This window comes from Pseudomonas sp. UBA7530, from assembly GCF_002479365.1.
In the GTDB taxonomy this organism is placed as follows: domain Bacteria; phylum Pseudomonadota; class Gammaproteobacteria; order Pseudomonadales; family Pseudomonadaceae; genus Aquipseudomonas.
On record NZ_DLMS01000001.1, the window covers coordinates 780,944 to 804,395 of the forward strand.

The window sequence follows — 23,452 nt, forward strand, 5'->3', positions numbered from 1 at the left end:
TCCATCCACCGATGGCGACTCGCTGGTGGATGAGAAGAGCGTCATCCACCCTACGCAGCGCCAGCTCGCGGTACGCTCATGGCTGCAAGACGGACGACACCAGCAGCTGCGAATAGGGATGCTGCGGATCGTCGAGAATCTGGTCGGTGAGCCCCGCCTCCACCACCCTCGAGCGGCGCATCACCATCAGGCGGTCGGCCAACAGGCGCGCCACCGCCAGGTCGTGGGTGACGATCACCACCGCCAGGTCCAGCTCGCGCACCAAGCCACGCAGCAGGTCGAGCAGGCGCGCCTGCACCGATACGTCCAACCCGCCCGTGGGTTCGTCCATAAAAACCAGGCGCGGCGCTGAAACCAGGTTGCGGGCGATCTGCAGGCGCTGCTGCATGCCGCCGGAGAAGGTGCGCGGTAGATCGTCGATACGCGCCGGGTCGATCTCCACCTGGCTCAGCCAGTCGAGCCCGGCGGCGCGCAGCTCGCCGTAATGGCGCACGCCCTGGGCCATCAGTCGCTCGCCGATGTTGGCGCCAGCCGATACCGCCATGCGCAGGCCGTCACGCGGGTTCTGCTCGACAAAGCCCCACTCGGTGCGCAGCAGCGTGCGCCGCTCGGCCTCACTGGCGCTGTAAAGGTCGAGCCACTGGCCGTCGCGACCGCGATAACTCACGCTGCCGCGATCTGGCGGGCAGCGCCCGGAGAGCAGGCTGAGCAAGGTGGACTTGCCCGACCCGGACTCACCGACAATGCCCAACACCTCGCCGGGATAAAGGTCGAAACTCACCCCCTGGCAGCCCTTGTCCGGTCCGTAAAGGCGGGTCAGATCTCGCGCCGAGAACAACGGCTCGGCCACTGCCATGGCAGGTTGCAGACGTTCGGCGGCGCTCATTGCAGGTTCTCCTCAGTGCGCTGGCGGCAGTAGTCGGTGTCGGAGCAGACGTAGCGCTTGTTGCCGGCATCGTCGACGATCAACTCGTCGAGGAAGGATTCCGTGCTGCCACAGAAGGCGCAGCACTCATCCCACTGCTGCACGGCGAAGGGGTGATCCTCGAAGTCCAAGCTGACCACTTTGGTAAAGGGCGGCACCGCGTACAGGCGCTTTTCACGACCGGCACCGAACAGCATCAGCGCCGGGCTCATGTCCAGTTTCGGGTTGTCGAATTTGGGGATCGGCGACGGGTCCATCACATAGCGCTCGTCCACCGTCACCGGATAGGCGTAGGCGGTGGCGATATGGCCGAAGGTGGCGATGTCCTCGTACAGCTTCACGTGCATCACGCCGTAGTCCTCAAGCGCATGCATGGTCCGCGTCTCCTGCTCGCTGGGCTCGATAAAGCGCAGCGGCTCGGGGATAGGCACCTGATAGACCATGATCTGCCCGGCCGACAGCGGAGTTTCCGGAATGCGGTGACGGGTCTGGATCACGCTGGCCTCCAGCGTGCGCTCGGTGGTGGCGACGCCGGCGGTGCGGGCGAAGAAACGGCGGATCGACACCGCATTGGTGGTGTCGTCGGCGCCCTGGTCAATGACCTTGAGCACGTCGTCCGCACCGAGAATGGCGGCGGTCAGTTGCATGCCACCGGTGCCCCAGCCGTAGGGCAGCGGCATCTCGCGACCGCCAAAGGGCACCTGATAGCCGGGAATTGCCACTGCCTTGAGCAGGCCACGGCGGATCATGCGTTTGGTCTGCTCATCGAGATAGGCGAAGTTATAGGCCGACGCCTCGCGGGCGCCGCTTGCAATGGAAAGGTTCATCAGCGGTTCTCCTCTGCCGACGCTTGGCGGCGCAGCTTGCGGATCAGTTCCAGTTCGGCCTGGAAGTCGACGTAGTGCGGCAACTTCAGGTGCGAGACGAAGCCGGCAGCCTCGACGTTGTCGCAGTGCATCAGCACGAACTCCTCCTCCTGCGCCGGGCCCTGCACTTCCTCGCCGTACTCGCCGGCACGCAGCGCGCGGTCGACCAGGGCCATGCCCATGGCCTTGCGCTCGGCGTAACCGAAGGCCAGGCCATAGCCACGGGTGAACTGCGCCTGCTCGGCACTTTCACCAACGAACTGATTGACCATCTCGCACTCGGTGATTTCGATGTCACCCAGCGGCACGGCGAAGCCCAGTTCGGCGGGCGTCATCCACACCTCGACGTCGCCGATACGGATCTCCCCGGCGAAGGGGTGGTTGCGTCCGTAACCACGCTGGGTGGAATAACCCAGCGCCAGGAGGAAGCCCTCGTCGCCACGGGCCAGCGCCTGCAGGCGCTCAGCGCGGCTGGCGGGAAAGGCCAGCGGCTCGCGGGTGATGTCGGGCACCGGCGCGCCGTCGTCTGTCTCGCGGGCCATCAGCCCTTCGCCTGCGAGAAAATCCAGCACCCGCGGACAAGGCTTGGGCTCATCGGTAACGATCGCTTCTGGCGCTGGATAGTCGCCCTCGGCCAGCAAGGTGAAATCCAGCAGACGGTGGGTGTAGTCGAAGGTCGGGCCGAGCAGCTGACCGCCGGGCAGATCCTTGAAGGTGGCGGAGATGCGCCGCTCCAGCTGCATCTTCGTGGTATCCAGCGGCTCGCTGGCGCCGAAGCGCGGCAGCGTGGTGCGGTAGGCGCGCAGCAGGAAGATGGCTTCCATCAGGTCACCTGCGGCCTGCTTGATCGCCAGCGCAGCCAGTTCCTCGTCGTACAGCGAGCCTTCGCTCATGACGCGGGCCACGGCCAGCGGCAGTTGCTGACGCACCTGCTGCACGCCCAGTTCGGCGACGGCGGTATCACCACGGCGACGGTTGGCCAGCAGTTGATGGGCATTGTCGATGGCGCGTTCGCCACCCTTGACGGCGACATACATCAGGCGGCCTCCTCGGTTTCGATCAGCACGCGGGTGCTGCGTGGCAGGCCGATGACCTCCCCGCCCGCGGCGAAGAAGCAGTCCAGGCCACGGGGGAAAGCACTGCGCGCCTGGCGCTGCTGCCAGAACGAGGCCGGCAGCGGCAGGCTGACGCTGCGCACGTCCTTGATGCCCGGGCCGCGCCAGCGCAGGGACCGGCCGGCGTGCAGATCACCCAACTGGATCAGCAGCGTGCAGGACTGATCCGGGTAGCGCTCGCTGCCATTATCGAAGTCCGACAAATCATCCAGTTCGCTCTCATCGAGCAGGGCGAACAGGGCGATCTCGCGCTCGGCGACGATCGGGCAGCCGCAATGGAAGGCCAGGTTGGCGCGGATCAGCGGCGTATCGAAGCGCGGCGCCAGCCACAGGGGCGTGTCGCTGTCGAGAAAGGCCAGGCACAGGCCATAGGTGGCCGGGGCCAGGTCGCCCAGGACGTGAGCGCGGTCCATGGCGCGCGGCAGGCCCGGTTCGGCCAGGGCGCCGAGGGCAGCGCGAAAGCTGACCTGGGCATCGAGCACCGGGTTGTCGAAAGCCGGTTGCAGCCAATGCGAGCTGTGCGGCGTAGTCATTAGTCCTCTCCTCTGACCAGGGTGAAGAATTCCACCTGGGTGGCGGCGCTGCGGGCGGCCCGGGCCAGGCGCTGCTCGCGCTGCTGGTGAGCCATCGGTTCGATCAGGGCGGCGAGCCAGCGTGCCTGGTCGCAGCCCTGCAGATGGGCGTCGGCCAGGGCGGCCAGTTCGGCGCGGCGCTTGTCACGGCCGGCCAGGTAGCTGTAGCCGGTGCGGCCGTCGGCCAGGCGCACCACGCAGCGGGTCACGGTCATCTCGCCCAGGTTGAAGGCACTGCCGGTGCCGCCCATGCGCCCGCGCACTAGGGTCATGCCCACCTCGGGGGCGCGGATCAGCTGGTAGGCGCTGTCCTTCAGCGCCGCCTCGTGGGCATCGAGGGCGCTGCCGGCACGGGCCAGCACGCCCATCCAGCGCTGGCGCGCGGCAATGTTCTGGTCGATTTCGTTCATGCGGGTCTCCATCAGGTCGCTACCTGGTACTGGAAGCGGTCGGCGCGGCTGCTGGACTGCGCCAACTCCACCGCCCGACCAGCGGGATCGCGGGACAAAGTGAGCACGCTGAGCAGTGGCGCGTGGCGCGGCATCAGCAGATGCGCCGCCTCTTCGCGGCTGGGCAGGCGCGCGCCGATCAGGCTGAAGGTGCGCGTCAGCGGCAGGTCGCGCTCAGCCAGGTACTGGCGCAGCGAACCGCCCTGGTAGTCAGCCAACTGTGGTGCCAGGCTGGCGCAGAAGCGGTGGCGGATCAGGCTCAGCGGCTGCCCCTCGAGCAGACGCAGGGTGGTCAGCTCGATCAGCTCGCTGCCGTCGGACAATTGCAGATGCCGACATTCCTCACTGCTGCCAGTACGGCGCAGGCGCTCGATCAGCTTCGCCTCGACATGGTGGCCGAGCGCCGACAGCGACTGGCTGAAGGCACTGCCCGCCTCCACCGGGTACACCAGTGGCTTGGCCAGCACCTGGGTGCCCTTGCCCTGACGGCGCAGCAGGCGGCCTTCGAGCACCAGCTCGTCCACCGCGCGGCGCAGAGTGTGACGGTTGACCGAGAAGCGCGCGGCCAGTTGCATCTCGCCCGGCAGGTAATCGCCCGGGCTCATGCGCTGCACGTCTTCGCGCAGCACGGCGGCCAGCTCGCGGTACAGCGGTTCGCTTTGTCTAGACAAGTTCATCGTTTGAAAAGGGCGCACGCAGGCGCCCTCCTCCTCCTTCAGATAAAGAGCTTGCGCAGGCGCTGGGACAGGATGTCGATGGCGCTCACTACCAGGATGATCACGATCAGCAGCGCGCAGGTCTGGGCGAACTGGAAGCCGCGGATGGCCTCCCAGAGGATCACCCCGATGCCGCCGGCGCCGACCATGCCGACCACAGTGGCCGAGCGCACGTTGGACTCGAAGCGGTACAGCGAATAGGAAATCCACAGCGGCAGTACCTGCGGGATGACGCCGAAGATCACCTCCTGCAAGGCACTGGCACCGGTGGCACGCACGCCATCGACCGGGCCCGGATCGATGGCCTCGACCGCCTCGGCGAACAGCTTGGCCAGCACCCCCGTGGTGCTGATGAAAAGCGCCAGCACGCCGGCGAAGGGGCCGAGGCCAACCGCGACGACGAAGAGCATGGCGAAGACCATTTCATTTATCGAACGGCAGGCATCCATCACCCGGCGCACCGGCTGATACACCCACCAGGGCACGATGTTCTCGGAACAGAGGATGCCCAGCGGAATGGCGCAGAGAATGGCCAGCACCGTGCCCCAGAGGGCGATCTGCAAGGTGACCACCATCTCCTTGACGTAGTGCTGCCAGTTACTGAAGTCCGGCGGGAAGAAATCGGCGGCGAAGGTAGCCATGTTGCCGGCATCGCGCACCAGTGCCAGCGGGTTCATTTCCGCACCCTGCCAGGACCAGGCGAGCACGGCAAAGAACAGGCCCCAGCCGATCAACTGCAGCCAGCTGCGCTTGCCATCGGCTATGGGGGTGGCGGTGGTCAATGTCGTCATGGGTAACTCTCAATCTAGTGGGAGGCGCTTCAGCGGCGAGCTTTTCAAGAGCCGCCCCACTCTCGCGGGACGGCTCTCGGGGTCAGCCGGCGCTGGCGCCGCCCTGCTTCTCACGCTCGGCCATGCGCTGCTCCAGCTTGGCCAGCTCGGCGTCCAGCTCCTTGAGCTGAGCCTGCTTGTCGGCGTCCTTGAGCTTGTCGTTGTTGGCCACTTCGGTACGCTTCTTGAACAGCTCGAGCTGACGAATCGGCAGCAGCTGATCGTTATCCGAAGGCTTGAACTGACCCCACTGCAGGCCCTCGAGCACCTTCTTCTCTTCCGGCTTGGCACCGTAGGTCATGAAGAAGTTGCGCAGCTTGTCGCGGGTTTCCTGCGGCAGGTTCTTGCGCCAGACGATGGGGTCCGACGGGATCAGCGGTGACGTCCAGATCACCTTGAGCTGCGCCGCTTTGTCCGGCGCAGTCACTTCCAGGCGCTCCATGCCCTCGCTGTTGAAGGTGCCGACATCGACCTGCTTGTTGGCCACCGACAGCGCGTTGACCTCGTGGCTGCCGTTGAGCGAGCGCTTGAAAATCTTGCTGGCGTCGGCGTTGTTCTGGGCGAATACGTAGTAGCCAGGCACCAGATAGCCGGAGGTGGAGTTCGGATCACCGTTGGCGAAGGTCAGGCTCTTGGCGTTCTTGAGCATGTCCTCGGCCGAGTTGATCGAACTGTCCTTGTGCGCCACCAGCAAGCTGTAGTAGCCCTGCGCACCGTTGGCTGCCACGGTCTGGGCGAAGATTTCACCACCGGCGCGATCGACTGCTTCCATCGCCGACTTGTTGCCGTACCAGGCCACGTCGACCTTGTCGAAGCGCATGCCCTGGATGATCCCGGCGTAATCAGGCGCGAAGAACGCGTTGATCTTTACCCCGGTCTGCTTGCTCATGTCGGCCAGGAAGGGATCCCACATGGCCTTGAGGTTCTGCGAGGACTCGGTGGAAATGATGCCGAAGTTGAGTTCCTCGGCGGCCTGGGCCGAGCCCAGCAGGGAACCGGTGACGAGCGCAGAGGCAGCCAGCACCTGGCCGATGCGTTTGAACATGGAGCACACTCCTGTTGCGGGTTGGCGTTGTTTTTTCGAATGAGGAAACTGACGTCAGGCCTTGGCCAGCGTCAGCGGACGTTCCACGGCACGCGGGCGCTGCCCTTGCGGCAACAGCAGGCTGATATCGAGATCGCCGCCGTAGAGGTCGTTGAGGAAATCGGGGTTGAAGCTGTCGGTGGGGCCGTCGAAATGAATGCGCCCGCCCTTGAGCGCCACGGCGCGCTGGCAATAGCGCACCGCGTAGTCGACCTGATGCAGGGTCACCACCACCGTCTTGCCGTCGCGGCGGTTGATGTCAGCGAGAATTTCCATCACCTTGCGCGCCGACTCCGGATCAAGCGAGGCGATCGGCTCGTCGGCAAGGATTACCTCGGCCTGCTGGCACAGCGCGCGTGCAATGGCCACACGCTGCTGCTGGCCGCCGGACAGGGTCGAGGCGCGCTGCGTGGCAAACTCGGCCAGACCGACGCGCTCCAGCGCCTGCATGGCGCGCTGTTTCTCCTCAGCGTTGAACAGGCTGAGGCTGCCACGCCAGCGCGGCATGCGACCGAGGCCGCCGAGCAGCACGTTCTGCAGCACGCTGAGGCGGCCGACCAGATTGAACTGCTGAAAGATGTAGCCGATATCGGCGCGCTGGCGACGCACGTCACCATTGAGGCGACCATCGGCCTGCACCTGGCGCCCGAGCACTTCGATGCTGCCGGCATCGCCGCGGGCCAGGCCGGCCAGATGGCGCAGCAGGGTCGACTTGCCAGAGCCAGACGCGCCGATCAGCGCGACCATCTCACCCGGCTGCACCGACAGCGCCAGATCGAACAGCGCCTGTTTACGGCCGAAACTCTTGTTCAGGCGGTCGACTAAAATCGCTGCGCTCATGTGCCGGCCCTCTACTATCATCAATGATCAGAAGGTGAGGAAGTCGCCATCTGGTGTAGACCAACCTAGGCAGATTCCATGTCAGAACTGTGAAATGCGGGTGACGATTGAATGAACACGCCGGAGTTTTTCGGATGGAAACCCTCGAAGTGCACGCTTGTGCCAATTGCTACTCATTTCTGACGACTGGTGCTGGCACAACGCCGTTACATCGATCACAATGTGCCACGTATTTGGCGTCAAGGAACTGTTCAGATGGCCTTCGGGTCGTAATGACGCAGAACGCGATATCGGTTGAACGGCTAGTGCGAAAGACGGTCAAACCGGTGACAATCTCGACACTGATTACCAGTATCGCTCCCTGAACTAACCGGTAATGTATGCGCCCTATGAAACAGGCTATTTATTCCAGCCGCACGGCTGACAAGTTTGTCGTTCGCTTGCCAGATGGCATGCGTGAGCGTATTGCTGACGTAGCACGCAACCATCACCGCAGCATGAACTCCGAAATCATCGCCCGCCTGGAGCAGAGCATGCTGCAGGAAGGCGCTCTGGATGACGATCTCAGCCTGCGTCTCGACAGCCCCGAACTGAGCCTCCATGAGCGTGAATTGCTGCAGCGTTTTCGTCAGTTGTCGCGCCGTCAGCAGAACGCGCTGGTCGCTCTGATTGCCCATGACGTGGAAATGGCCGCTGAAGCTGAAGAAGCCTGAAGCGAAGCCATAAAAAAACCGGCCTAGGCCGGTTTTTTTATGGCTGGAGGAAAAACGCGGAGCGAACCCCGCGTTCTCTTTACCCGACAAAGCTGAGCAATACCCCCGCCGCCACTGCAGAGCCGATCACCCCCGCCACGTTCGGCCCCATGGCATGCATCAGCAGGAAGTTCTGCGGGTTGGCCTCCAGGCCGACCTTGTTCGATACCCGTGCCGCCATCGGCACCGCCGATACGCCTGCAGAGCCGATCAGCGGATTGACCTTGTTGCTGCTGAACAGGTTCATCAGCTTGGCCATCAGCACACCAGCCGCAGTGCCGGCGCAGAACGCCACCATGCCCAGCAACAGGATGCCCAGGGTCTTGAGCTGCAGGAAGGCTTCTGCCGACAGCTTCGAGCCCACGGTCAGACCGAGGAAGATGGTGACGATATTGATCAGCGCGTTGCGCGAGGTGTCGGCCAGACGCTCGACCACACCACATTCACGCAGCAGATTGCCGAGGGCGAACATACCGATCAGCGGCGCCGCGTCCGGCAACAACATACCCACCAAAAGGCACAGCACGATGGGGAAGACGATCTTCTCGGTCTGCCCCACCGGCCGCAGTTGCTGCATGACGATGGCGCGCTCTTCCTTGCTGGTCAACGCACGCATGATCGGCGGCTGCAACAGCGGCACCAATGCCATGTAGGCATAGGCCGCCACGGCGATGGGGCCAAGCAGGTCAGGCGCCAGCTTGGAGGTGACGAAGATCGAGGTCGGCCCATCCGCCCCGCCGATAATGGCGATGGAAGCCGCCTCCTTGAGGGTGAACTCCATGCCGGGAATGCCCAGTGCGGTGATCGCCAGCGCGCCCATAAGGGTGCCGAAGATGCCGAACTGCGCGGCGGCGCCCAGCAACAAGGTTTTCGGGTTGGCCAGCATCGGTCCGAAGTCGGTCATGGCGCCAACACCGAGGAAGATCAGCAACGGGAAGATGCTGGTCGGCAATCCCACTTCGTAGATCAGGTGCAGGAAGCCGGCACCTTCGGCCATGTTGGCCACCGGGATGTTCGACAGCAGGCCGCCGAAACCGATGGGCACCAGCAGCAGAGGCTCGAAGCCCTTCTTGATGGCCAAGTAGATCAGCAGCAGGCACACCGCGATCATGAAGGCCTGACCAGGCTCCAGGTGATACAGGCCGGTGCTCTGCCAGAGCTTGAGCAGCTTTTCCATGATGCGCTCCTCAGCCGATGGTCAGCAGGCTGTCGCCCACCGCCACAGCATCACCCACCTTGACGTTGACGACGCCGACGGTGCCGGCCTTGAACGCACGGATCTCGGTTTCCATCTTCATCGCTTCGAGGATGATCACCAGTTGCCCCTCCTCGACAGCCTGGCCTGGCTGCACCAACACCTTGAAGATATTGCCGGCTAGCGGTGCGACCTGCGGCTCGCCACCACTCGCTGCGACCGGGGCTGGCGCCACGGCGACGTTCGCTGCGCCACCGATGGGCTTGATACCCTCGATATCGCCGCCCTCGTTGACCTGTACGACGAAAGATTTGCCATTGACCTCGACGGTATAGACCTCAGGCTTGCCGGCCTCACGGGCGGGAGCTTCCTTACCGGTCGGCAGCGGCTCGAAGGCCGCCGGGTTGTCGCGGTTCTCGAGAAACTTCAGGCCGATCTGCGGGAACAGCGCATAAGTCAGCACGTCGTCGATCTCGTCGGCGGCAAGCTGGATGCCCTTGTCCTTGGCGATGCCCTTGAGTTCGGCGATCAGCTTGTCCATTTCCGCGTCGAGCAGGTCGGCCGGACGGCAGGTGATGGCCTGCGCGCCATCGAGCACGCGCGCCTGCAGCTCGGCATTGAACGGTGCGGGCGCCGCGCCGTACTCGCCCTTGAGCACGCCGGCGGTTTCCTTGGTAATCGACTTGTAGCGCTCGCCGGTGAGCACGTTGATCACCGCCTGGGTGCCAACGATCTGCGAGGTTGGGGTCACCAGCGGGATGAAGCCCAAGTCTTCGCGCACACGCGGAATCTCGGCCAGCACCTGGTCGAACTTGTCCTGGGCGCCCTGCTCTTTCAGCTGGCTTTCCATGTTGGTGAGCATACCGCCCGGCACCTGAGCGACCAGGATGCGCGAATCGACGCCCTTGAGGTTGCCCTCGAATTTTGCGTATTTCTTGCGCACTTCGCGGAAGTACGCGGCGATCTCCTCCAGCAGCTCCAGGTTCAGCCCGGTATCGCGCTCGGTGCCCTGGAACATCGCCACCACCGATTCGGTCGGCGAGTGACCGTAGGTCATCGACAGCGAGGAGATGGCAGTGTCGACGTTGTCGATACCAGCTTCCACCGCCTTGAGAATGGCCACGGATGACAGCCCCGCGGTGGCGTGGCACTGCATGTGGATCGGGATCGCCAGGCTGGCCTTCAGGCGCGACACCAGCTCGAATGCGGTATACGGCGTGAGGATGCCGGCCATGTCCTTGATGGCCACCGAGTCGGCGCCCATGTCCTCGATCTGCTTGGCCAGATCGACCCACATCTCAAGGGTATGCACCGGGCTGGTGGTGTAGGAGATGGTGCCCTGGGCGTGCTTGCCCTGCTGCTTGACGGCCTTGAGCGCGGTCTCGAGGTTGCGCTGGTCGTTCATCGCGTCGAACACGCGGAACACATCGACACCATTGATGGCGGCGCGCTCGACGAACTTCTCCACCACGTCATCGGCGTAGTGGCGATAGCCCAACAGGTTCTGCCCGCGCAGGAGCATCTGCTGGCGAGTGTTGGGCATCGCCTTTTTCAGCTCGCGAATACGTTCCCACGGGTCTTCACCGAGGTAGCGAATACAGGCGTCGAAGGTCGCCCCGCCCCAGGATTCCACCGACCAGAAGCCGACCTGATCGAGCTTGGGTGCGATCGGCAACATGTCTTGCAGGCGTACGCGAGTGGCCAGGATGGATTGATGGGCGTCACGCAGCACCACATCGGTGATTCCGAGTGCTTGTTTAACGGCAGTCATACAGGTACTCCCTCTGAACCTGATCAACCGCGACGCGCGCGGTGCTGGGCAATAGCGGATTGAATGGCGGCCAGCGTTTCTGCATCCGGCTCATGGCTGGCCGACTTGGCGCTGTGCGCTGGGGAAGAAGCGGCGGGGGTTGGCGCGGGTGGAGCGAAAGTCGCGATCAGGCGCGACATCAGACTGACCACACCCACCAGCAACACCAGAAAGACAAACACGAAACCCATACCGAACAGCATGAGTTCGACACCCTCGAGCAGTAGTTCACTGGGGGTCATCTTGGCTCCTTTTGGCCAGCAGCTCGCGGGCTGCATTCATTATTGATCAGGAGCGCCCAGGGTCAGCGCCCGGGCAAAGCTGCCGAACCTTAGCCTGAAACAAGCGTTTGAAGCAAACGCCAAAAGGCCTGGATTGGTCATTTATGTAGTGGCTTTTGCCCATCCACTACCAAAGAATGAGAAAAGCGCTGCGAGCAAGGTTCTCAGCAGGCCGACCGCACGCCAGTATCAACGGCAGGCGCCAGCGCCAGAAGCTGCTTGAAGTGGCGCGTCTCGTCGCCAGGAGTACGCCCGAAGAGCCGCTTGAACTCGCGACTGAACTGCGACGGGCTTTCGTAGCCGACGCGCTGCGCCGCGCTGATCGCACTCATGTCGCTGCGAATCATTAGTAGCCGGGCCTGGTGCAGGCGGATGGCCTTGAGGTACTGCAACGGCGAGCGGCTAGTCATGGCCTTGAAGTGCACATGGAAGGCCGGCACGCTCATGCTGGCGATCTCAGCCAACGAAGGCACATCGAGCGACGCCTGGTAATCGCGATGTATGCGCTGCAGCACGCGTGCGATGCGGCCAAAATGGTTGTTCTGCGCCAGGGTCGCGCGCAGACCACTGCCCTGCTCGCCCTGCAGCACGCGAAAGACGATCTCACGCATGATCGACGGGCCTAGCAGGCGCACCTCGTCGGGGTCGGCCAGGGCTTCCAGCAGGCGCAACGTCGCATCGCTCAGACGCGCATCCATCGGGCTGGAATAAAGCGTCGCCGGCGCGCGGGTCGGGGGCTCGTCCAGCCCCATCGCCAGTTCGGCCACCAACAGCGGATCGACCCGCAGTGCCACACCGAGCATGGGCTCATCGGCCGTCGCCTCGGTTTCGATGGCAAACGGCAAGGGCAGCGCCAGCACCAGATAGTGCTGCGCATCGTAAACGTACAGATTGCCGTCGTGCAGCCCACTCTTGCGCCCCTGGATGACGATCACGATGCTCGGCTCGTACAGCGCCGGCGTCACCGGAAGCGGCCGGTTGGAGCGCATGAAGGTGACGCCATCCAGTTGCGCCGCGGTATACCCCTCTTCGGGAGCCAGGCGCAGCATCAGCTCGACCATGCGCCGCTTCATGCTCTCGGAATTCGCACTCATGCTCTGCCACCCGCTCTGGAGGAAGACCGGCATATTGTAGGAAGCAGTCAATAGAAACAGGCAATATCGAAAGAGTAACGAGACTTAGCAGACGGCGCCCACGTGCCTAGCATGGAATCTCCATAACCCAAGTGGAGACCGACATGAGCAAAGTCATCCTCATTACCGGAGCCAGCAGCGGCATCGGCGAAGCCATCGCCAGACACCTCGCCAGCCAGGGCCACCAGGTGGTCCTCGGTGCTCGCCGCATCGAACGCCTGCAGGCACTGGTAGAAGAACTGCAGGCCCAGGGTCAACAGGCCTCGCGCCGTACCCTCGATGTCAGCCAACTGCATGACATGCAGGCCTTCGTGGAGCACGCAGAGGCACACCACGGCCCCGTTGACGTGATCATCAACAACGCCGGGGTCATGCCACTGTCACCGCTCAACGCCCTGAAGGTGGACGAGTGGAACCGCATGATCGATGTCAACGTACGCGGCGTGCTGCATGGCATCGCCGCCGTGCTGCCGGGCATGGAACAACGCGGGCGTGGCCAAGTGATCAATATCGCCTCCATCGGCGCCCATGCCGTATCACCGACCGCCGCGGTGTATTGCGCTACCAAATACGCGGTCTGGGCCATTTCCGAGGGCCTGCGCCAGGAAAACGAGCGCATCCGCGTCACCACCATCTGCCCGGGCGTGGTCGAGTCCGAGCTAGCCGACAGCATCACCGACGCCAGCGCCCGCGATGCGATGAGGGCGTTCCGCCGTATCGCCATCACACCGGACGCCATTGCCCGCGCCGTGGCCTATGCGGTCGAGCAGCCCGACGATGTCGATGTCAGTGAAGTCATCGTGCGCCCGACCGCCAGCCCTTATTGATGGAGGTGAATATGCCAGCGAAGAACAGCCTTGCGGCGCTGCTGATCAGCGGCGCCCTGCTACCCGGCGCGGCAAGCGCGGAAGCGGAAAGCCCACATCCCTACGTGGGCATGTGGGTAACGGACGATGGCCATGTCCGTCATGAGCTATTGGCCAACGGCCGTTATGACGAGGCACGCGGGAACCGCGAAAGCGCCTACCAGGGCAGCTACCGAGTCACTGGCAACCACATCGATTATGTCGACGACACCGGCTTTACCGCTGACGGTGAGTTCATCGACGACGTGCTCTACCACGGCGGCATGGTGCTGCGCCGCAAGAGCACTCCAACTGACGAGTAAGACAACCCACCAGCCAAGGAAAAGAAGCTTATGAACATGCAAAAAGCTGTCGCCGCGCTACTGCTCAGCGTATCGCTCTGCCTGCCGACCTGGGCAACTGACAACACCGCGGCCAATCAGGCCCTGATTCAGAAAGCCTTCGATGATTGGCGCGCCGGAAAAGGCGGCATCTTCCAGTTGCTGGCCGATGATGCCGTCTGGGTCGTGGCCGGCAGCAGCCCGTACTCCGGGACTTACCGCACGCGCGAGGCGTTCATGGAAGATGCAGTCAAACCCATCACCGACAAACTGGCCACGCCCATCGTCCCCACCGTGCGCCAGATCGTGGCGCAGGGGCCTTACGTGGTCGTGCATTGGGATGGTCAGGCGACCGCCAGGGACGGCGGTCGCTACGAAAACAGCTACTCCTGGCACATGCAACTGGAGAATGGCCGGATCACCCGGGTCACGGCCTTTCTCGATACCTGGCGGCTGGTCGAGCTGATGAACTGATTACATCAGGAAGATCGACGCCAGCCCCAGGAAGATGAAAAAGCCGCCGCTGTCGGTCATGGCGGTGATCATCACACTGGCCCCCATGGCTGGGTCGCGCCCCAGGCGCGCCAGGGTCATGGGGATCAGCACCCCCATCAGCGCTGCCAGCAACAGGTTGAGGGTCATCGCTGCAGTCATCACCACGCCCAGCGACCAGCTGCCGTAAAGTCCATAGGCGACGGCCCCGATCACCCCGCCCCAGAGGATGCCGTTGATCAACGAAACCCCTAGCTCCTTGCGCAGCAGGCGCTTGGTATTGCCGGTGCTGACCTGATCCAGCGCCATGGCGCGCACGATCATGGTGATGGTCTGGTTGCCGGAATTGCCGCCGATACCGGCAACGATAGGCATCAGCGCCGCCAGCGCCACGAGTTTTTCGATCGAGTCTTCGAACAGGCCGATCACCCGCGAGGCGAGGAACGCCGTGACCAGATTGATCGCCAGCCAGGCCCAGCGGTTGCGTACCGACTTCCACACCGAGGCGAAGATATCTTCCTCCTCGCGCAGACCGGCCATGTTCAGCACTTCGCTTTCGCTTTCCTCACGGATCAGGTCGACCATCTCGTCGATGGTCAGACGGCCGATCAGCTTGCCGTTCTTGTCCACCACCGGCGCCGAGATAAGGTCGTAACGCTCGAACGCCTGCGCAGCGTCGTAGCCGTCCTCGTCGGGGTGGAAGCTTACCGGATCGTCGGCCATGACCTCGCCGACCTGCTTATCCGGATCGTTGACCAGCAAGCGCTTGATCGGCAGCACGCCCTTTAGCACGCCGTCATAATCGACCACGAACAGCTTGTCGGTGTGCCCCGGCAATTCCTTGAGACGGCGCAGGTAACGCAACACCACTTCCAGGCTGACGTCTTCGCGGATGGTGACCATCTCGAAGTCCATCAGCGCACCGACCTGATCCTCCTCGTAGGACAGCGCCGAACGCACGCGCTCGCGCTGCTGCGCGTCGAGCGATTCCATCAGCTCATGAACGACGTCGCGCGGCAGCTCCGGCGCCAGGTCGGCGAGTTCGTCGGCGTCCAGATCCTTGGCTGCGGCAAGAATCTCGTGATCGTCCATGTCGGCGATCAGCGTTTCCCGTACCGCGTCAGAGACTTCCAGCAGGATGTCGCCGTCGCGCTCGGCCTTGACCAGTTGCCAGACGGTCAGACGCTCATCCAGCGGCAGGGCTTCGAGGATGTGGGCGATATCCGCGGGGTGCAGATCATCGAGCTTGCGCTGCAGCTCGGCGAGATTCTGCCGGTGGACCAGGTTTTCGACACGGTCGTGATGCTGGCCTTCCTGACGATGGGTCAGGTCTTCGACCAGCTTGTGCCGATGCAGCAGTTCGATCACCTGGGCCAGGCGATCCTGCAGGCTCTCTTGCGGCTTTTTGGCTTCTACTTCAGTCATAGCGCGCTCCACCCCCAGCTGGCGGGCACGCCAAAGGGGATCAATCAGGTCTTACACGATTGTGCGAGGGGAGTATTGAGTAACTACTGGGTAAGTCCATGGTGGTATTCCACAAGCCCCGGCGGGGCTGACGCGGCGAATGATAACACCGCGAAACAGCTTTGTACGTGACAAAAGCGCGGCAAGAACAATCGCTTGCATCGCAAACTTCAATCCCGCATGAAAACCTGGCTATGCGACGCCAGCCTTCAATGCCAAGACACTCTGGCGTGAGCGAAAAAACGATCTAACCTGAAATGTGTAACGTCATGGAGGACGACCTATGCGAGGACGGCACTTGGCAGCGCTATTCGCCGCTGCGCTACTCTCCCCTATTGAAGACAGCTCGGCCGCCAGCGTGTTCCGCTGCGTGGATGCTGACGGCCATGTCACCTTCACCCGGCACGGCTGCACCAGCGATCAGGAACAGCATCTGCAGGATGCGCGCAACTATACGCCCAGCAGCGGCAAACCCATCCCGCTGGCCAACCCCGGCAAGCGTCAGGCGACGACGAACGCAAACTCCGGCGAACTGGTGATCGTCGGCCAGCAGGACGATGGCTGCGGCAACCTGCTGAGCAGCAGCGAGAGGCGCCAGGCGATCATTCGCAAGGAAATTCGTGTAGGCATGAGCCGCAGCGACGTGGAAAGCAGCCTGGGCAAACCGGACAGAGTCACCGCCAGCAATGGGCAGGAGCGTTATCACTATCGCGAAAAGCGCAAGGGCGGCAACAGCCGGCAGGTCAGCTTCGACGAAGCCGGCTGCGTGAAGAAATGACACGCAAAGAAAAAGGGCCTGCATTGCTGCAGGCCCTTTCGGTATGGCGGACTCAGGAGGATTCGAACCTCCGACCGCTCGGTTCGTAGCCGAGTACTCTATCCAGCTGAGCTATGAGTCCGTTGCAGACCGCTCGAGGCCATCAAGCCCTTCGCGACCCTTGGTGCTTTTAGACCAGATCACCGCTGGTTGAAACATGACCTTGCATCGCTGCAGTGCCATTGAATATGGCGGACTCAGGAGGATTCGAACCTCCGACCGCTCGGTTCGTAGCCGAGTACTCTATCCAGCTGAGCTATGAGTCCGTTGCAGACCGCTCGAGGCCATCAAGCCTTTCGCGACCCTTGGTGCTTTTAGACCAGATCACCGCTGGTTGAAACAAAATGGCTTGCAGCGATGCAAGCCATTTGAATATGGCGGACTCAGGAGGATTCGAACCTCCGACCGCTCGGTTCGTAGCCGAGTACTCTATCCAGCTGAGCTATGAGTCCGCTTAGTGGTGCTTTTATACCAGATCACCTCTGGTTGATTCGCCAGCCCGACTTACGCCCGACTCGCTGAATAATGGCGGAGAAGGGGGGATTCGAACCCCCGACACCCTTTTGAGGTGTACTCCCTTAGCAGGGGAGCGCCTTCGGCCACTCGGCCACCTCTCCGCAACACGGGGCGCATGATAAACATGTTTTCCCCGTTTGCAAACAAAAATTTGTAGAAAAATTAGTGGCTTGGTTCGTCACCCTTCTCTTTCTGGATGCGCTGGTAGATTTCCTCACGGTGTACGGCAACCTCTTTCGGCGCATTGACGCCAATACGCACCTGGTTACCTTTCACGCCCAACACGGTGACAGTCACATCATCACCGACCATCAGGGTCTCTCCGACCCGGCGAGTCAGAATCAGCATTCCTTTCTCCTTCACGGATTACATTTTTTCAGGACAACAGTCTGCAAAAAGAAAATGGTGCCGGCTTCCTGCTAAAATAAGCCTGAAAGCCTCCACCCAAGTATTGACCAGCCCGCGCAGAAAGAAAGTTCCCGCGAATCGGTCAAAAAAACGAAAGGCGCGGAACCAGCCGCGCCTTTCGGATCAGATCAATCACTCACCCTGTCGGGCCGGAGCATCGAGCTCGAAAGCAGTATGCAGAGCGCGCACCGCCAGCTCCAGGTACTTCTCCTCGATCACCACCGACACCTTGATCTCGGAGGTGGAGATCATCTGGATGTTGATGGTCTCCTTGGCCAGAGCTTCGAACATACGGCTGGCAACACCGGCATGGGAACGCATGCCGACACCGACGATCGAAACCTTGGCGATGTCGGTATCACCTACCACCTCACGGGCGCCGAGTTCGTCCGCGGTCTTCTGCAACACGCCCAGGGCGTTGTTGTAGTCGTTGCGGTGCACGGTGAAGGTGAAATCGGTGGTGTTATCGTGCGAGACGTTCTGCACGATCATGTCCACTTCGATGTTGGCAGCGCTGATCGGACCAAGAATCTTGAAGGCGATGCCGGGGATATCCGGCACCCCACGGATGGTCAGCTTGGCTTCGTCGCGGTTGAAAGCGATGCCGGAAATGATCGGCTGTTCCATGGATTCCTCTTCATCAAGGGTAATGAGGGTGCCCGGCCCCTCCTGGAAGCTGTGCAGAACGCGCAGCGGGACGTTGTACTTGCCGGCGAATTCCACCGAGCGAATCTGCAGCACCTTGGAACCGAGGCTGGCCATTTCCAGCATCTCTTCGAAGGTGATTTTCTCCAGACGCTGGGCCTTGGGCACCACGCGCGGGTCGGTGGTGTAGACGCCGTCGACATCGGTATAGATCTGGCATTCGTCGGCTTTCAGCGCCGCAGCCAGGGCCACGCCGGTGGTATCGGAACCGCCACGACCGAGGGTGGTGATGCTGCCGTGCTCGTCGACGCCCTGGAAGCCGGCGACGACGACGACACGACCAGCCTTGAGGTCGGCACGAATCTTCTGGTCATCGATCTGCAGAATGCGCGCCTTGTTGAAGGCGCTGTCGGTGAGGATGCGCACCTGGTTGCCGGTGTAGGAAACCGCCGGCACACCACGTTTGATCAGTGCCATGGCCAACAGGGCGATGGTCACCTGCTCACCGGTGGACACCATCACGTCCAGCTCACGCGGAACCGGCTCGCCGTCGGTGATCTGTTTGGCCAGATCGATCAGGCGGTTGGTTTCGCCACTCATGGCGGAAACCACGACAACGATGTCGTCACCCTTCTCGCGGAACTTCTTAACCTTCTCGGCTACCTGCGCGATACGCTCGACGGTGCCGACGGAGGTGCCCCCAAACTTCTGTACGATCAAAGCCATTTCAAAAAGCCACCTGATTCCTCAAGGGCGCCCATTAAACCCGCATCGGGTCACACTGCCAAGGCCCGCTGGACGCACTGCGGGCCCCGCTTTCACGCTATCTACGAAGCCTGTTCGACCAGAGTCGCGGCCAGGGCCAGGGCCTCATCCAGTTTGCCGGCATCGACGCCGCCACCCTGGGCCATGTCCGGGCGACCACCGCCCTTGCCGCCCACGGTCGCCGCGGCCTGACGCATCAGGTCACCCGCCTTGAGCTTGGCGGTCAGGTCCTGAGTCACGCCAGCGACCAGCACGACCTTCTCTTCGAACACGCCGCCGAGCAGGATCACCGCACTGCCCAGCTTGTTCTTCAACTGGTCGACCAGCGCCAGCAGTGCCTTGCCGTCCAGGCCATCGAGACGTGCAGCCAGCACCTTGGTGCCCTTCACGTCCACCGCCGAGCCGGCCAGATCGTTACCCGCGGCGCTGGCGGCCTTGGCCTTGAGCTGCTCCAACTCTTTTTCCAGCTGGCGGTTACGCTCGATCAGCGCCGACAGCTTGTCGAGTACGTTGTCACGGCTGCCCTTGACCAGAGAGGCGGCTTCCTTGAGCTGCTCTTCTGCACCATTGAGGTACGCCAGCGCAGCAGCACCGGTGACTGCCTCGATACGACGCACACCTGCCGCGACGCCGCCCTCGCTGACGATCTTGAAAAGGCCGATGTCGCCGGTACGGGCCACGTGGGTACCGCCGCAAAGCTCGACGGAGAAGTCGCCGCCCATGCTCAGCACACGCACCTCATCGCCATACTTTTCGCCGAACAGCGCCATGGCGCCTTTGGCCTTGGCGGTTTCGATATCGGTAAGCTCGGTCTCGACCGCCGTGTTCTCGCGCACTACGCGGTTGACGATGTCCTCGAGCTGCTTGATCTGCTCGGGCTTGATCGCCTCGAAGTGGCTGAAGTCGAAACGCAGGCGCTGGCTGTTGACCAGCGAGCCCTTCTGCTGCACGTGGTCACCGAGCACGATGCGCAGGGCTTCGTGCAGCAGGTGGGTCGCCGAGTGGTTAAGCGCAGTGGCCTGGCGCACTTCGGCATCGACCTCGGCCTTAACACTGGTGCCGACACTGAGACCGCCCTTGGCCACCACGCCATGGTGCAGGAAGGCGCCGCCAGCCTTGGTGGTGTCACGCACGTCAAAGCGCACGCCAGCGCCTTCGAGGTAACCGCAGTCACCGATCTGGCCACCGGACTCGGCGTAGAACGGGGTCTGATCCAGCACCACCACGCCCTCTTCGCCTTCAGCAAGGCTGTCGACCGCGGCGCCGGCCTTGAACAGGGCGATGATCTTGCCGCTGCCGCTGGTGCCCTCGTAGCCGAGGAAGTGGGTGTCGGCGTCGACCTTGACCAGGGCGTTGTAATCCATGCCGAAGGCGCTGGCGGAACGGGCGCGCTCGCGCTGCGCCTCCATTTCACGCTCGAAGCCCTCTTCGTCCACCGACAGCTCACGCTCGCGGGCAATATCGGCGGTCAGGTCGACCGGGAAGCCATAGGTGTCGTACAGCTTGAACACCACATCGCCCGGGATGACCTTGCCCTGCAGGCCAGCCAGATCCTGCTCGAGAATCTTCAGGCCCTGCTCCAGGGTCTTGGCGAACTGCTCTTCCTCGGTCTTCAGCACGCGCTCGATGTGCGCCTGCTGTTGCTTGAGTTCGGGAAAGGCTTCGCCCATTTCGGCCACCAGGGCGGCGACGATCTGGTAGAAGAAGCTGCCCTTGGCGCCCAGCTTGTTGCCGTGACGGCAGGCACGGCGCACGATGCGGCGCAGCACGTAGCCACGGCCTTCGTTGGACGGGGTCACGCCGTCGGCGATCAGGAAGCTGCACGAGCGAATATGGTCGGCCACCACCTTCAGCGAAGCCTGGCCTTCGTTGCTGCAGCCAATGGCCTTGGCCGCGGCGTTCAGCAGGTTCTGGAACAGGTCGATCTCGTAGTTCGAGTTAACGTGCTGCAGCACGGCGCTGATGCGCTCCAGACCCATGCCGGTATCCACGCTCGGCGCCGGCAGCGGGTGCATGACGCCATCCGCGGTGCGGTTGAACTGCATGAACACATTGTTCCAGATCTCGATGTAGCGATCGCCGTCCTCTTCCGGGCTGCCGGGTGGGCCGCCCCAGATGTGCTCGCCGTGATCGAAGAAGATCTCGGTGCACGGGCCGCACGGGCCGGTATCGCCCATTGCCCAGAAGTTGTCGGAGGCGTACGGCGCACCCTTGTTGTCGTCGATGCGGATCATGCGCTCGCTGGGGATTCCGACTTCCTTGGTCCAGATGTCGTAAGCCTCGTCATCGGTGGCGTAGACGGTGACCCAAAGCTTTTCCTTGGGCAGGTTCAGCCACTTGTCGGAGGTCAGAAACTCCCAGGCGTAATGGATGGCATCACGCTTGAAATAGTCGCCGAAGCTGAAGTTGCCCAGCATTTCGAAGAAGGTATGGTGGCGCGCGGTGTAGCCGACGTTTTCCAGGTCGTTGTGCTTGCCGCCGGCACGCACGCACTTCTGGCTGGTGGTGGCGCGGGTATAGGCGCGCTTTTCCAGGCCCAGGAAGCAGTCCTTGAACTGGTTCATGCCTGCGTTGGTGAACAGCAGGGTCGGGTCGTTCGCCGGGATCAGCGAGCTGGAAGCGACACGGGTGTGCCCTTTTTCTTCGAAGAAGCTCAGGAAGGCTTCACGGATTTCTGCGCTTTTCATAGGGATATCCACGGAATCAGGCGGCCACGGCAAAGCCGGCGAAGCAGACAAAGTGAAAACGTAGCGAGCGAAGGTCAGGCAAGGCAAAAATCGGAGAAGAACGCACTGGGCTCGCAAACGAGTTTACGAGTTGTAAATGAGCATTCTGAGCCGGTTTTAACGCAGCATGACCGAGCGCAGCAGTTTTCACGCAGTCTGCAAAGGGCCGCATTATATCGGCCCCACCGCGCGCGGCTAGTGCCTTGTTGATAGCAAGCGCCTATCGGGCGCTGCGGTTACGACTCAAAGCGAGCGAAAAGCGGCAAAGGCCTCGATCACCTGCTCGATTTGCTTGGCGCTGACGTCCAGATGGGTGACCAGACGCAGACGTGGCGCGGCGCTGACGGCGATGCCGCGCTCGGCCATGAAGGCCTTGATCTGCCCGGCACGCTCGCCAAGCTGCACATAGACCATATTGGTCTGTACCGGCTCGACGCTGTAGCCCAGTTCGGTCAATGCTGCGCCCAGGCGCTCCGCGTTGGCGTGATCCTCGGCCAGGCGTTCTACCTGATGCTGCAGTGCATGCAACCCCGCCGCCGCCAGTACGCCGGCCTGGCGCATGCCACCGCCGACCATCTTGCGCAGACGCCGCGCCTTGGCGATCAATTCCGCACTGCCACAGAGTACCGAACCGACCGGTGCACCAAGCCCTTTGGACAGGCATACCGAGACCGAATCGAAATGCCGGGTGATCTCGCGTGCCGGCACACCCAGCTTGACCGCTGCGTTGTACAGGCGTGCACCATCGAGATGCAGGCTAAGGCCGCGGCGGCGGGTAAATTCCCGTGCAGCCGCCAGATACTCGAGGGGCAGCACTTTGCCCTGCATGGTGTTTTCCAGTGCCAGCAGACGGGTGCGAGCGAAGTGGAAGTCGTCCTGCTTGATCGCCGCCTCGACCTTGGCCAGGTCCAGCGAACCATCGGCCTCGCCGTCGATCGGCTGCGGCTGGATGGAGCCGAGCACGGCGGCGCCGCCACCCTCGTATTTGTAGGTGTGCGCCTGCTGCCCGACGATATATTCGTCACCGCGCTCGCAATGCGCCATCAGACCGAGCAGATTGCTCATGGTACCGGTGGGCACGAACAGCGCCGCCTCGAAGCCTAGCTCGGCCGCCAGCCAGGACTCCAAACGGTTCACTGTGGGGTCTTCGCCGTACACATCGTCGCCCAGCTCGGCGGCCATCATGGCTTCGCGCATGGCGGCGGTAGGTTGGGTGACGGTGTCGCTACGCAGGTCGATCAGGGGCATGGCTGGCTTTCCGTTTTTTTGGCGAAAGGTCCATGCTAAAGCGCTCGTTCGGGCGGTGAAAGGTACAGTTGAAGGTGAAAAAGCGGATTAGCCTGGGAGGCGCTTCAGCGGGTAGCCCGGATGCAATCCGGGGCAAGGGGCCGGGAACCCTCGGTTTGATCCGAGCGACGAAACTGTGGGAGCGGCCTTGGCCGCGATGTTTCTACTCCGCGCCATTCGCGGACAAGTCCGCTCCCACAAGCGCCCCGTCGTTACTTGGCCGGATGGAAAACCGGCCGAGGATTGCGTCCAGGGCAAGGGGCGGGAACCCCCGGTTTGATCCGAGCGATGAAGCTGTGGGAGCGGCCTTGGCCGCGATGTTTCTTCTACATCCATTCGCGGACAAGTCGGCTCCCACAAGCGCCCCGTCGTTACTTGGGCAGATGGAAAACCGGCCGAGGATTGCGTCCGGGGCAAGGGGCCGGGAACCCTCGGTTTGATCCGAGCGACGAAACCGTGGGAGCGGCCTTGGCCGCGATGTTTTTCTCCACCCCATTCGCGGACAAGTCCGCTCCCACAAGCGCCCCGTCGTTACTTGGCCGGATGGAAAAACCGGGAGGATTGCGTCCGGGGCAAGG

23 protein-coding genes and 4 tRNA genes are annotated in these 23,452 nt (G+C 62.7%); 5 read left to right on the top strand and 22 right to left on the bottom strand.

Annotated elements, in window-relative coordinates; genetic code table 11:
- Positions 1-76: 76 nt before the first annotated feature.
- The 9 genes from phnK to phnC all read right to left on the bottom strand — a co-directional run bounded on the left by phnK (position 77) and on the right by phnC (position 7,397).
- Complete coding sequence (gene phnK, locus B2U07_RS03685) at positions 77-886, bottom strand: phosphonate C-P lyase system protein PhnK (RefSeq protein WP_275544663.1); 810 nt, start codon at positions 884-886, stop codon at positions 77-79.
- Positions 883-1,752, bottom strand: coding sequence for an alpha-D-ribose 1-methylphosphonate 5-phosphate C-P-lyase PhnJ (locus B2U07_RS03690; protein ID WP_275544662.1), 870 nt, complete (start codon positions 1,750-1,752; stop codon positions 883-885). Before B2U07_RS03690 ends, phnK begins: the two co-directional genes overlap by 4 nt.
- Entirely contained in the window at positions 1,752-2,828 is a 1,077-nt protein-coding gene (locus B2U07_RS03695) for a carbon-phosphorus lyase complex subunit PhnI (protein ID WP_275544661.1), read from the bottom strand. Before B2U07_RS03695 ends, B2U07_RS03690 begins: the two co-directional genes overlap by 1 nt.
- A complete protein-coding gene (gene phnH / locus B2U07_RS03700) occupies positions 2,828-3,439 on the bottom strand; it encodes a phosphonate C-P lyase system protein PhnH (RefSeq protein WP_275544660.1) in 612 nt (203 codons plus the stop codon). The genes B2U07_RS03695 and phnH overlap by 1 nt, the downstream gene beginning before the upstream one ends.
- Entirely contained in the window at positions 3,439-3,888 is a 450-nt protein-coding gene (phnG, locus tag B2U07_RS03705) for a phosphonate C-P lyase system protein PhnG (RefSeq protein ID WP_275544659.1), read from the bottom strand. The genes phnH and phnG overlap by 1 nt, the downstream gene beginning before the upstream one ends.
- An 11-nt stretch (positions 3,889-3,899) precedes the next feature.
- The gene (phnF, locus tag B2U07_RS03710; protein ID WP_296275897.1) at positions 3,900-4,622 is read right to left on the bottom strand and encodes a phosphonate metabolism transcriptional regulator PhnF; all 723 of its coding nucleotides are present in this window, start codon (positions 4,620-4,622) and stop codon (positions 3,900-3,902) included.
- 20 nt (positions 4,623-4,642) lie between these two features.
- Positions 4,643-5,434: a phosphonate ABC transporter, permease protein PhnE gene (gene phnE / locus B2U07_RS03715; RefSeq protein WP_275544657.1), complete on the bottom strand. Its 792-nt coding sequence runs from the start codon at positions 5,432-5,434 to the stop codon at positions 4,643-4,645.
- Positions 5,435-5,516: 82 nt separating this feature from the next.
- On the bottom strand, positions 5,517-6,518 hold the full coding sequence (gene phnD / locus B2U07_RS03720; RefSeq protein ID WP_275544656.1) for a phosphonate ABC transporter substrate-binding protein: 1,002 nt from the start codon (positions 6,516-6,518) through the stop codon (positions 5,517-5,519).
- A 54-nt stretch (positions 6,519-6,572) separates the two neighbouring features.
- The gene (gene phnC / locus B2U07_RS03725) at positions 6,573-7,397 is read right to left on the bottom strand and encodes a phosphonate ABC transporter ATP-binding protein (protein ID WP_275544655.1); all 825 of its coding nucleotides are present in this window, start codon (positions 7,395-7,397) and stop codon (positions 6,573-6,575) included.
- Positions 7,398-7,777: 380 nt separating this feature from the next.
- Here phnC and B2U07_RS03730 point away from each other — a divergent pair, with 380 nt between their 5' ends.
- On the top strand, positions 7,778-8,110 hold the full coding sequence (locus B2U07_RS03730) for an Arc family DNA-binding protein (protein ID WP_197858131.1): 333 nt from the start codon (positions 7,778-7,780) through the stop codon (positions 8,108-8,110).
- 79 nt (positions 8,111-8,189) lie between these two features.
- On the opposite strand, the gene B2U07_RS03735 is transcribed toward B2U07_RS03730, so the two are convergent.
- The 4 genes from B2U07_RS03735 to B2U07_RS03750 form a co-directional block, all read right to left on the bottom strand.
- Positions 8,190-9,326: a sodium ion-translocating decarboxylase subunit beta gene (locus B2U07_RS03735; protein ID WP_275544654.1), complete on the bottom strand. Its 1,137-nt coding sequence runs from the start codon at positions 9,324-9,326 to the stop codon at positions 8,190-8,192.
- 10 nt (positions 9,327-9,336) lie between these two features.
- Positions 9,337-11,115 (bottom strand): sodium-extruding oxaloacetate decarboxylase subunit alpha, encoded by a 1,779-nt coding sequence (gene oadA / locus B2U07_RS03740; protein WP_275544653.1) that lies wholly within the window; start codon positions 11,113-11,115, stop codon positions 9,337-9,339.
- A 23-nt stretch (positions 11,116-11,138) separates the two neighbouring features.
- Positions 11,139-11,396 carry an OadG family protein gene (locus B2U07_RS03745; protein WP_197858128.1) on the bottom strand — a complete coding sequence of 86 codons (258 nt, stop codon included), beginning with the start codon at positions 11,394-11,396 and terminating at the stop codon, positions 11,139-11,141.
- A 203-nt stretch (positions 11,397-11,599) separates the two neighbouring features.
- A complete protein-coding gene (locus tag B2U07_RS03750) occupies positions 11,600-12,496 on the bottom strand; it encodes an AraC family transcriptional regulator N-terminal domain-containing protein (RefSeq protein ID WP_419096319.1) in 897 nt (298 codons plus the stop codon).
- 176 nt (positions 12,497-12,672) lie between these two features.
- Here B2U07_RS03750 and B2U07_RS03755 point away from each other — a divergent pair, with 176 nt between their 5' ends.
- From B2U07_RS03755 to B2U07_RS03765, 3 genes are read left to right on the top strand one after another with little or no spacing between them, the layout of a single operon-like run.
- Complete coding sequence (locus tag B2U07_RS03755) at positions 12,673-13,395, top strand: SDR family oxidoreductase (RefSeq protein ID WP_275544651.1); 723 nt, start codon at positions 12,673-12,675, stop codon at positions 13,393-13,395.
- 11 nt (positions 13,396-13,406) lie between these two features.
- Positions 13,407-13,736 carry an Atu4866 domain-containing protein gene (locus B2U07_RS03760; RefSeq protein ID WP_275544650.1) on the top strand — a complete coding sequence of 110 codons (330 nt, stop codon included), beginning with the start codon at positions 13,407-13,409 and terminating at the stop codon, positions 13,734-13,736.
- Positions 13,737-13,766: 30 nt separating this feature from the next.
- Positions 13,767-14,228, top strand: a complete 462-nt coding sequence (locus tag B2U07_RS03765; protein WP_275544649.1) for a nuclear transport factor 2 family protein — start codon at positions 13,767-13,769, stop codon at positions 14,226-14,228.
- On the opposite strand, the gene mgtE is transcribed toward B2U07_RS03765, so the two are convergent.
- Positions 14,229-15,671, bottom strand: coding sequence for a magnesium transporter (mgtE, locus tag B2U07_RS03770; protein WP_197858125.1), 1,443 nt, complete (start codon positions 15,669-15,671; stop codon positions 14,229-14,231).
- 322 nt (positions 15,672-15,993) lie between these two features.
- On the opposite strand from mgtE, the gene B2U07_RS03775 reads away from it, so the two are divergent.
- Positions 15,994-16,488, top strand: a complete 495-nt coding sequence (locus tag B2U07_RS03775; protein WP_275544648.1) for a DUF4124 domain-containing protein — start codon at positions 15,994-15,996, stop codon at positions 16,486-16,488.
- 44 nt (positions 16,489-16,532) lie between these two features.
- Here B2U07_RS03775 and B2U07_RS03780 read toward each other — a convergent pair.
- The 8 genes from B2U07_RS03780 to ltaE form a co-directional block, all read right to left on the bottom strand.
- Positions 16,533-16,609 (bottom strand) — tRNA-Arg (locus B2U07_RS03780).
- A 107-nt stretch (positions 16,610-16,716) separates the two neighbouring features.
- A tRNA-Arg gene (locus B2U07_RS03785) sits at positions 16,717-16,793 on the bottom strand.
- Positions 16,794-16,902: 109 nt separating this feature from the next.
- Positions 16,903-16,979: transfer RNA gene (locus tag B2U07_RS03790), tRNA-Arg, on the bottom strand.
- Positions 16,980-17,053: 74 nt separating this feature from the next.
- Positions 17,054-17,144: transfer RNA gene (locus B2U07_RS03795), tRNA-Ser, on the bottom strand.
- Positions 17,145-17,205: 61 nt separating this feature from the next.
- On the bottom strand, positions 17,206-17,391 hold the full coding sequence (gene csrA / locus B2U07_RS03800) for a carbon storage regulator CsrA (protein ID WP_003244478.1): 186 nt from the start codon (positions 17,389-17,391) through the stop codon (positions 17,206-17,208).
- 192 nt (positions 17,392-17,583) lie between these two features.
- A complete protein-coding gene (locus tag B2U07_RS03805) occupies positions 17,584-18,822 on the bottom strand; it encodes an aspartate kinase (RefSeq protein WP_275544646.1) in 1,239 nt (412 codons plus the stop codon).
- Between the two features lie 101 nt (positions 18,823-18,923).
- A complete protein-coding gene (gene alaS, locus B2U07_RS03810; protein ID WP_275544645.1) occupies positions 18,924-21,548 on the bottom strand; it encodes an alanine--tRNA ligase in 2,625 nt (874 codons plus the stop codon).
- A 282-nt stretch (positions 21,549-21,830) separates the two neighbouring features.
- Positions 21,831-22,835 (bottom strand): low-specificity L-threonine aldolase, encoded by a 1,005-nt coding sequence (gene ltaE / locus B2U07_RS03815; protein WP_275544644.1) that lies wholly within the window; start codon positions 22,833-22,835, stop codon positions 21,831-21,833.
- Between the last annotated feature and the right edge of the window lie 617 nt (positions 22,836-23,452).

What these genes read in the sequence shown, in the direction of transcription:
- B2U07_RS03750 (WP_419096319.1), bottom strand. Translation starts at nt 12,496, where the DNA reads ATGGTCGAGCTGATGCTGCGCCTGGCTCCCGAAGAGGGGTATACCGCG.
- oadA (WP_275544653.1), bottom strand. Translation starts at nt 11,115, where the DNA reads ATGACTGCCGTTAAACAAGCACTCGGAATCACCGATGTGGTGCTGCGT.
- phnC (WP_275544655.1), bottom strand. Translation starts at nt 7,397, where the DNA reads ATGAGCGCAGCGATTTTAGTCGACCGCCTGAACAAGAGTTTCGGCCGT.
- phnH (WP_275544660.1), bottom strand. Translation starts at nt 3,439, where the DNA reads ATGACTACGCCGCACAGCTCGCATTGGCTGCAACCGGCTTTCGACAAC.
- B2U07_RS03695 (WP_275544661.1), bottom strand. Translation starts at nt 2,828, where the DNA reads ATGTATGTCGCCGTCAAGGGTGGCGAACGCGCCATCGACAATGCCCAT.
- B2U07_RS03745 (WP_197858128.1), bottom strand. Translation starts at nt 11,396, where the DNA reads ATGACCCCCAGTGAACTACTGCTCGAGGGTGTCGAACTCATGCTGTTC.
- B2U07_RS03765 (WP_275544649.1), top strand. Translation starts at nt 13,767, where the DNA reads ATGAACATGCAAAAAGCTGTCGCCGCGCTACTGCTCAGCGTATCGCTC.
- phnD (WP_275544656.1), bottom strand. Translation starts at nt 6,518, where the DNA reads ATGTTCAAACGCATCGGCCAGGTGCTGGCTGCCTCTGCGCTCGTCACC.
- B2U07_RS03805 (WP_275544646.1), bottom strand. Translation starts at nt 18,822, where the DNA reads ATGGCTTTGATCGTACAGAAGTTTGGGGGCACCTCCGTCGGCACCGTC.
- ltaE (WP_275544644.1), bottom strand. Translation starts at nt 22,835, where the DNA reads ATGCCCCTGATCGACCTGCGTAGCGACACCGTCACCCAACCTACCGCC.
- B2U07_RS03690 (WP_275544662.1), bottom strand. Translation starts at nt 1,752, where the DNA reads ATGAACCTTTCCATTGCAAGCGGCGCCCGCGAGGCGTCGGCCTATAAC.
- B2U07_RS03775 (WP_275544648.1), top strand. Translation starts at nt 15,994, where the DNA reads ATGCGAGGACGGCACTTGGCAGCGCTATTCGCCGCTGCGCTACTCTCC.
- alaS (WP_275544645.1), bottom strand. Translation starts at nt 21,548, where the DNA reads ATGAAAAGCGCAGAAATCCGTGAAGCCTTCCTGAGCTTCTTCGAAGAA.
- B2U07_RS03755 (WP_275544651.1), top strand. Translation starts at nt 12,673, where the DNA reads ATGAGCAAAGTCATCCTCATTACCGGAGCCAGCAGCGGCATCGGCGAA.
- B2U07_RS03730 (WP_197858131.1), top strand. Translation starts at nt 7,778, where the DNA reads ATGCGCCCTATGAAACAGGCTATTTATTCCAGCCGCACGGCTGACAAG.
- phnG (WP_275544659.1), bottom strand. Translation starts at nt 3,888, where the DNA reads ATGAACGAAATCGACCAGAACATTGCCGCGCGCCAGCGCTGGATGGGC.
- mgtE (WP_197858125.1), bottom strand. Translation starts at nt 15,671, where the DNA reads ATGACTGAAGTAGAAGCCAAAAAGCCGCAAGAGAGCCTGCAGGATCGC.
- B2U07_RS03760 (WP_275544650.1), top strand. Translation starts at nt 13,407, where the DNA reads ATGCCAGCGAAGAACAGCCTTGCGGCGCTGCTGATCAGCGGCGCCCTG.
- B2U07_RS03735 (WP_275544654.1), bottom strand. Translation starts at nt 9,326, where the DNA reads ATGGAAAAGCTGCTCAAGCTCTGGCAGAGCACCGGCCTGTATCACCTG.
- csrA (WP_003244478.1), bottom strand. Translation starts at nt 17,391, where the DNA reads ATGCTGATTCTGACTCGCCGGGTCGGAGAGACCCTGATGGTCGGTGAT.
- phnK (WP_275544663.1), bottom strand. Translation starts at nt 886, where the DNA reads ATGAGCGCCGCCGAACGTCTGCAACCTGCCATGGCAGTGGCCGAGCCG.
- phnE (WP_275544657.1), bottom strand. Translation starts at nt 5,434, where the DNA reads ATGACGACATTGACCACCGCCACCCCCATAGCCGATGGCAAGCGCAGC.